The sequence below is a fragment of the Streptomyces sp. NPDC054840 genome (assembly GCF_053611065.1).
This window is the reverse complement of the sequence record NZ_JBSGZP010000622.1, coordinates 1-4,302: the sequence shown is the minus strand read 5'-3', so window position 1 is coordinate 4,302 and position 4,302 is coordinate 1. Positions and strand designations below refer to the sequence as shown.

Sequence of the window (4,302 nt, the reverse complement as noted above, 5' to 3'; positions counted from 1 at the left end):
TACCCGCTCCATTCGAACGCCGGTACGGCATCCGGATCCCGCGGTGTCCACAGCGCGGTCATCCCCAGGTGCAACAGCACGGCGGTCATGGGCCACGCCAGCAACGCCCCGTGCGCGAGCAACGCCAGCGGCGCGTCGAACGCAACCCCCTCGCCCGCCTTCTTCGCGGCGGCGACCAGGTCCGACGACGGCCCGAGCCACAGCCCGAACCGCCACCCCACCAGCGCCCCGAACACGGACCCGACCGCCAGCCCGATCACCAGCGGCACGCCGCCGGCCCGCCGCCACAGGAAGGTGCCGACGGCGCTGAGCACGCCCAGACCCAGCGCCAGCAGGAAGAAGGTGCCGTCGGAGGCGATCCGCGCCTCGCTCTCGCTGTTGCGCAGGAACACCGCCTCCCCGTTGGAGACGTACTGAACCCGGGGGGCCAGCCATACCCACAGCAGGCCGAGGAGCAGTCCGGCCGCCCCGACGAGCAGGGCGACGACGGCCCCGTCCCGGATGTCCTCCGGGGTGATCGCCCCGGAGGCGGCTCCCGGCTTGTCGGGCTGGAGCGGCGGCGGGTCGAGGGGGGACTGCGGGGTCACGGCTTCGGTCACCCCCACATCGTGCCAGGTGTGCCCGGCGGCGGCGTCGGCGGACCGTGTCAGCGGACGGCCGCCCGGCGGTACGCCCAGGTCGCGACGGTCAGCGAGAGGATCCCGACGGCGCCGCACACGCCCAGGTCGAAGGCGACGGCTGCCCAGTCCGGTTCCGGGGCGAAGGTACGGGCGAACGCCTCGACGCCGTACGTGGACGGCAGCAGGTCCCGGGTCCACACGATCACGTCCGGCATCCGCTCCGGCGGCAGCACCCCGAGCAGCAGCGCCGCCGACATGCCGAGCTGCCCCGCGAGGGTGGCGAACTCCTGCCGCGGTGCCAGCAGTCCCAGCGCCGCGCCGAGCCCGGCCAGCGCGGCCCCCGCCAGTGGTACCACTGCGGCCAGGATCCACAGCCCGCCCATCGGCAGCCCGAACAGCAGGCATCCGAAGACCGCGGTGACCAGGGTCCCCGGCAGGGTGAAGGAGGCGTACGCGGCGGCCGCGCCCAGGACCACCGACGCGGGCGGAACGGGAAGGGTGGCGTAGTGGTCGAGCCCGCCGCCGGCCCGCAGCTGTCCGAAGTACTGGGCGAGCAGGTTCAGGGCGACGAAGGCGACGACGAGCACCGAGGATCCGGCGACGACGGCGCGGGCCTCCGAGCCTCCGTCGACCACGCCCCGCATCAGGATCATGATTCCGACGGACTGGAAGGTGGCGACGAACAGCAGCGGGATCCGGGCCACCCGGGCGCGGGACAGCTGGGCCCGGTAGACGGCGGCCAGGGACGGGAAGAAGCGCGAGCGTGGCGCAAGCGGCGCGGGTTGCGGTGCCTGTGGGCAGGTCGTGGTGGCGCCGGCCGGTGCGGCCCCCGGAGCGGGTGACGGCACGGCGTCGGGCGCGAGTAGGGCCCGGACGGCCCCCGTCGAGCGGTCGCTCACGACTTCACCAGCCCTTTCGTCCTGCCGCCGAGGGCCAGGTACACGTCTTCCAGGCTCGGGGTGGCCAGGGTGAAGTCGTCGAGCGCGGCGAAGGCCGGGCCCCCGGTCACCGAGGCCACCGCCGCCCTCGCCTCGTCCGGTGCCAGCCGCAGCACCCAGCGGCGCCCCGACTCGACGGCCCGGGCGCGCAGCCGGGCGACCTCCGGTACCTCCAGCGGAGCGCCTTCGCGCCACACCAGCTCCAGCCGGACCTCGCCCGAGACGGCGGCCTTCAGGCCGGCCGGGGTGTCGCAGGCGATGACCTTGCCCTGGTCGATGACGGCGACCCGGTCCAGGACGGTCTCGGCCTCGATGACGTTGTGGGTGACGAGCAGGACCGTGGCACCGTGCTGCGCGCGCCGCCGGTCGACGGCGGACCACACGGCCCGCCGGGCGACCGGGTCCATGCCGGTGGTGGGCTCGTCGAGGACCAGTACCGGCCGCTCCCCCACCAGCGCGGTGGCGAAGCAGGCGAGGCGACGCTGGCCGCCGGAGAGTTTCTTCAGGGGCCGTCCGGCGATCGGGGCCAGCCCGAGCTCCTCCAGTACGGCGTCGCGTGCGGCCCGGGCGGCGCGGACGTCGAGCCCGCGCAGCCGCCCGGTGGTCTCGGCGGCCAGCGCCACCGTCAGCTCGTCCAGGGCGGTGGACTCCTGCCCCAGGTAGGCGAGCAGCCGGGAGGCCCGCTCGGGGTGGCGTACGAGGTCGTGGCCGAGCAGGGTCACGGCGCCGGAGTCGGGCCGCATCAGGCCGGTGAGCTGGCGGACCAGTGTGGACTTGCCGGCGCCGTTGGGGCCGAGCAGGCCGAAGATCTCGCCGCGCCGGACGTCGAGGGAGATCCCGTCGTTGGCGCGGATCTCGGGCAGGGCGGGAGCCCCGCGCCGGCCGCGTACGGCGGGATACGTCTTGACGAGGTCACGCACTGCGCAGATGACGTCCGGCGCCGCTCCCGCGGCCGCCGCCGTGCTGGTCCCCGCCTGTGCTGTGCCCGTACTCACGAGGGAGCAGCCTACGGGGTTCCCGGCCCTACTCGGCCGTCGGGGTCAGCGGGTCGGCGAGCTCGCCGGGGGCCGCTCCGGGCGCGGAGGCCGGTACGGCGGCCACGTGTTCGGCGGCGGCGCGGACGTCGATCTCCCGCCAGAACCCGGCCCGGATGGCGTACCGGTCGTGCTCGTCGATCTGGTCGTCCTTGTGCGCGAGCAGTCCGAACCGGGCGGCGTAGCGCAGCAGTTCGCCGTCGATCCGGTGCGGGATCCGCGGGTACATCGTGGCCAGCCTCTGCAGGTGCACGGTCTCCGGGAGCCGTTCCATCCAGCGCCGGGCGAACACCTGTCCCACCTCGAACGGGTCCCCGCCGACGGTGGTGATGTCCTCCTCGCGGTCCGCCCAGCGCTGTTCGGCGCTGGTGAGCTGGGCGAGGGTGGGCAGCGAGGCGGTCTCGGCGGGCTCGCCGAGCGGTCCGGCCCGGTCGATCCAGCCCTTGTCGGAGGACCAGCGCAGGGCGCTGGCGGGGGCGTGGGCGCCGCTCGGCCCGGCCTGCGGGCCGCTCTGCTGGCCGGTGGCGCGCAGGGCGCCGGCCAGGTCCTTGGGCGTGGGTACCGGCTTGCCGCCGGGGGTGGTGGGGGCCGGTACGGGAACCCCGTCGCGCTCCTCCTGCCCGGTGACGGCGGCGCCGTTGCGGGCGGCCTCGGCGAGCGCCGCCTCGGGCAGCGGGGCCGAGAGGATGGCGGCGATGTCGGGGCGGGGTGCGGGCGGCGGGGAACACAGTCCGGTGAGGTCCTTGGCGCGGACGGCCCGGGTGATCCAGGCCCGGTCCAGGACGCGGCGTTCGTCGGCCTCTGCGACGAGGTCCTCGGACTGGTTGTAGTCCCCGTCGGCGGCCTGGACGGCCCACAGGTGGACGGCGACCCCGTGTTCCTTGGCGGACATCAGGCCGGGCAGCAGGTCCCCGTCGCCGGTGACCAGCACCACGTCGGAGCAGGCCCGGTTGCGGGCGAGTTCGGTGAGCTCGGCGTGCATGGCGGCGTCGACGCCCTTCTGCGCCCAGCGGCCGTCGCTGCGGGTCAGGGCGCCGAGGCGGACGGTGACGCGGGGCATGACGCGCAGCCGCCGGTGCTCGGGCTGGGGCACCCGGTCGGGCGCTCCGTCGAACCAGTAGATGCGCAGCAGGGGCTGCTCGGTGTCGGCCTCGGCCCGCTCGCGCAGGCCCTGGATGAGGGCGGCATGGTCGATGGTGATCCGGGAGCGGGAGGGCTCCCCGGCGAGAAGGCTGGCGGCGGCACCCAGCAGGTAGCCGGCGTCCACCAGGACGACGCAGCGGTCCACGCGTTCCACCCTCTTCCCTGGGGGTCCTCTGTGCTTTGCGGCGGTTCCCCGAGTCTGCCCGACCCCAAGGGTGTTGAAGGCCGGAACTCGATCATCGGCGTGGCGGATCTCACGGCCGACGGGGCGGGAGCCATCCGCTACACGCAGCAATGATCCAAAATGCGCAGTTTCTGGCGTTGTGTGAGTGTGAAGGCGGTCCTGGCCCCTAGACCCTCACGGAGGCTCCACCATGGCCAAGAACAAGAACCAGAAGCAGCCCGCCAAGCAGCAGGCCCGGTCGGGACAGGATCCGGCCAAGGGCACGTCGGAGACCGCGACGATGCCTTCGTCGGCTCCGAGCCCGATGGACATGGCGCACAAGCGCAAGGAGAAGAAGTTCGGCCACAACTGACGGCCGTACTCGCATGCGGAAGGGCCCGCCC

5 protein-coding genes are annotated in these 4,302 nt (G+C 74.2%); 1 reads left to right on the top strand and 4 read right to left on the bottom strand.

Annotated elements, in window-relative coordinates:
- The 4 genes from ACWGIU_RS30920 to ACWGIU_RS30905 form a co-directional block, all read right to left on the bottom strand.
- Window positions 1–599 (bottom strand): hypothetical protein (locus tag ACWGIU_RS30920; RefSeq protein WP_453711352.1); only part of this gene is annotated, 599 nt, incomplete at its 3' end.
- A 47-nt stretch (window positions 600–646) separates the two neighbouring features.
- Window positions 647–1,468 (bottom strand): ABC transporter permease, encoded by an 822-nt coding sequence (locus ACWGIU_RS30915; protein ID WP_453711354.1) that lies wholly within the window; start codon window positions 1,466–1,468, stop codon window positions 647–649.
- 47 nt (window positions 1,469–1,515) lie between these two features.
- A complete protein-coding gene (locus tag ACWGIU_RS30910; RefSeq protein ID WP_453711350.1) occupies window positions 1,516–2,553 on the bottom strand; it encodes an ABC transporter ATP-binding protein in 1,038 nt (345 codons plus the stop codon).
- A 28-nt stretch (window positions 2,554–2,581) separates the two neighbouring features.
- Window positions 2,582–3,889: an NYN domain-containing protein gene (locus tag ACWGIU_RS30905; protein ID WP_453711348.1), complete on the bottom strand. Its 1,308-nt coding sequence runs from the start codon at window positions 3,887–3,889 to the stop codon at window positions 2,582–2,584.
- Window positions 3,890–4,109: 220 nt separating this feature from the next.
- Between ACWGIU_RS30905 and ACWGIU_RS30900 the strand changes: the two genes are divergently transcribed.
- Window positions 4,110–4,271: a hypothetical protein gene (locus ACWGIU_RS30900; RefSeq protein WP_453711346.1), complete on the top strand. Its 162-nt coding sequence runs from the start codon at window positions 4,110–4,112 to the stop codon at window positions 4,269–4,271.
- Window positions 4,272–4,302: the final 31 nt, after the last annotated feature.

Excerpts from the sequence above, each read along its gene's own strand:
- ACWGIU_RS30900 (WP_453711346.1), top strand. The coding sequence starts at position 4,110 with ATGGCCAAGAACAAGAACCAGAAGCAGCCCGCCAAGCAGCAGGCCCGG.